The following is a 2,561-nucleotide window of genomic DNA, read 5'->3' as shown; positions in this document are numbered from 1 at the left end:
TAGCGGCGCTGTTCCGCGATCTCCATCCGGGGGACGCGGGCACCCCGCGCGTCGAAGCGGAAGGTGCCGCTGGAGGTTGCGGAGCGACGGACGTGAGAGGCACCGCGCAGGAAGCCCAGCAGGAAGTCGGTATCAAGTTGGTCGCTCACCGAGACCGGCTCGGAGTCGCCGCACTCCACGAGTCCGGCACGCGTGAGGTCCGCGACGCTGACAGTCGGGCCGCCCAGGACCGGAGACCTGCCGCCCTCCGTCAACTGCGGCAGCAGCTCCGTCAGTCGACCGACGAGCTGTGTCAGTTCCTGCCGCGCGCGTTCGTACTCGGCGGCGAAGTCGCGAGGGGAACTGCTGACGTGGCGTCCCGGCGTGAGATCCACGGTCTCGTCGAGAAGCTGGATCACGGGCACGTCCACCATCTGGTCGGGCCTCGGTTCCAGTGGACCGTCAGGTTTGTTGGCTGTCAGGTCGACCATGCGGACGCTGGCCGCCTCGTCGGTCGGCGCCTTGGGGCGACGCAGCCGCCAGAGGTGCACGGGCAGTGCGTGGAAGGCCGCGCTGCCCGGCGGCAGGGCGACGACCTGTGTCAGCACCCCGCGCCGGACGAGCTCGGCCCGGATACGCCGGCCTGCCTTGCGGTAGGCGACCGACGCCGGCATGACCATGCAGACCACTCCGCCCGGAGCGGTGTGCGCGTAGGCGTGCTGCAGCCAGGCCAGTTCACCTTCGGCGCGGGACGGGGTACCGAACTCCCAACGGGAGTCGAGCAACAGCTCCTCGCGCCCCCAGTCTCCGCTGGTGACCGGCGGATCACAGACCACCACGTCCGCCCTGAGGTCGGGCCAGCGGTCCTCGCGCAGGGAGTCGCCGGAAGCGATCTCAACTCCCGTATGGGAAGCCAGCTCGGCCCGTAGCTGGGCGAAGCGCGCGCTGCGTGCGTCGACTTCCTGGCCGTACCGGCGTGAGCCCTGGTCCGCACTCAGGGCCAGCAGGAGCGTGCCGAGGCCGCAGGCCGGGTCGAACAGCACCGCGTCAGCGCCCAGATCGCCTACCGCATGCCGCACGGCCCGGACAAGACGCGGCGAGGTCACCAGGTCCGATCCGGCGCGGCGAATCGATTCGGTGAAACGTTCCGCGAGATGTTCGATCGTCTCTCCCGCCGCACCACCTTCCGCCGCGTCGCCGAGCAGACGGACCGCCTCGGGCGGCAGGCTGGCGCTGGCGCCTGAGGCCGGGTCCGCCAACAGGCGGGCAGCCTCGGCGAGAACGCCCAGCATGTCGTCCCCGTGGCTACCCCGCAGCGCCTGCCACAGACGCACCTCGTCGGACAGATGCCGCCCCTTGCGCTGCTTGTCCAGCCATGCACTCACCTCGGCGTGTGCGAACAACGGGCTGCCGATACCGCCTCCGACGGGCGTCGGAAAGTCGTCGTATCGCTTTCTCCAGTTGGAGACCGCGGCACGGGTGACACCCGCGAGCCGGGCGATCTCAGAACCGGTGACCAGCGGTCCGGCATCGGGAGCGGGCGTGTCTGGCATACCGGCTACCGTACGCACGGGCGTCCTGGCTTCCAAGAACGCCGCGTTGACGACGTCAACGCTCCTCAGGCCGGCTCCTTCCCCGCCGAGCCACACGAAGGTGGGACCCGAGAGCGTCCTTCTACCGGGCGGCGGCCTCGGTGTCGGCGCGGAAGACGGGGAGGTCTGTGCGGAGTCGGGCGAGGAGGGCGTGGAAGTCGAACATCTCAGCGGCGTCGTCCTCGTCCTCGTCGGGGGTGAAGACGTCGTCCACGAGGAGGGCACGCAGTTGCTCCTGCACGCCGTCGCCGTAGCCCTGCTGGTAGTCGTCGAGATCGAGGTGGAGGTCGGCTTCCACCGTGGCGATCGTCTCGTGCTCGTCCTCGATGACCAGGCGGGCGCGGATCCTGCCCGCCTGCAGGGTGTTGTCGTTGTAGTACCCGTGGACGACCTCGGCGCGGATGCCGCCGAGTACGCACATCTCGCCGTCGGTGAAGACCCCTCGGGCCGTGACGTCGCCGCCGACCACCACCACCGAGTCCGGGCCGCAGTCCGCCAGCACACCCCCGACGGTCAGCGAACCGGTGACCACCAAAGGCGCCACCACGTCGAGGCCGCCTTCCACCACGAGGTCGCCGTGGTGGAAGAACGGCTCCACCACCCGCTGGTCGCCGCTCAGGGTGCGCGTGGTGCCGGTGTCACCGAGGACGGCGGCGCAGAGGCTGGGGACGAAGGGCAGCAGGTCGGGATGGCCGTCGTGGCGCAACGCGGCGGCCAGCTCCTGGAAGCCGCCGAAGTCCGGTTCCACCAGGCGTGCGAGCCGGTGGCTGTCATCGGGTGTTCCGGCGGCCCCGCACACGGCGGCGCGCTCGGCGCACATCGTGGCGGCGGTCCGGCGGACGGCTGCCATGTCGAAGGGGGTGAGGGAGTGTTCGGGGGCGGCGGACGTGGTTCCCTTCGCGGCTTCGCTCATGAGGAGGACTCTAGGTCGGCGCACTGACAAACGGCGGTGGCGACGGTGGTGGTGGAGCCGTGGGGCGGAGGTCAGGG

Annotated in this window: 2 protein-coding genes; both read right to left on the bottom strand. The window is 70.6% G+C overall.

Annotation, left to right across the window (positions count from 1 at the left end; genetic code table 11):
• Positions 1 to 1,532 (bottom strand): N-6 DNA methylase (locus tag GL263_RS24910; protein ID WP_182857996.1); only part of this gene is annotated, 1,532 nt, incomplete at its 3' end.
• A 121-nt stretch (positions 1,533 to 1,653) separates the two neighbouring features.
• Positions 1,654 to 2,484, bottom strand: a complete 831-nt coding sequence (locus GL263_RS24905) for a hypothetical protein (RefSeq protein ID WP_182857995.1) — start codon at positions 2,482 to 2,484, stop codon at positions 1,654 to 1,656.
• Positions 2,485 to 2,561 lie beyond the last annotated feature (77 nt).

The organism is Streptomyces durbertensis (genome assembly GCF_014156695.1).
GTDB classification, from domain to species: domain Bacteria; phylum Actinomycetota; class Actinomycetes; order Streptomycetales; family Streptomycetaceae; genus Streptomyces; species Streptomyces durbertensis.
The sequence above is the reverse complement of the archived record's forward strand: the minus strand, read 5'-3'. Positions and strand labels throughout refer to the sequence as shown.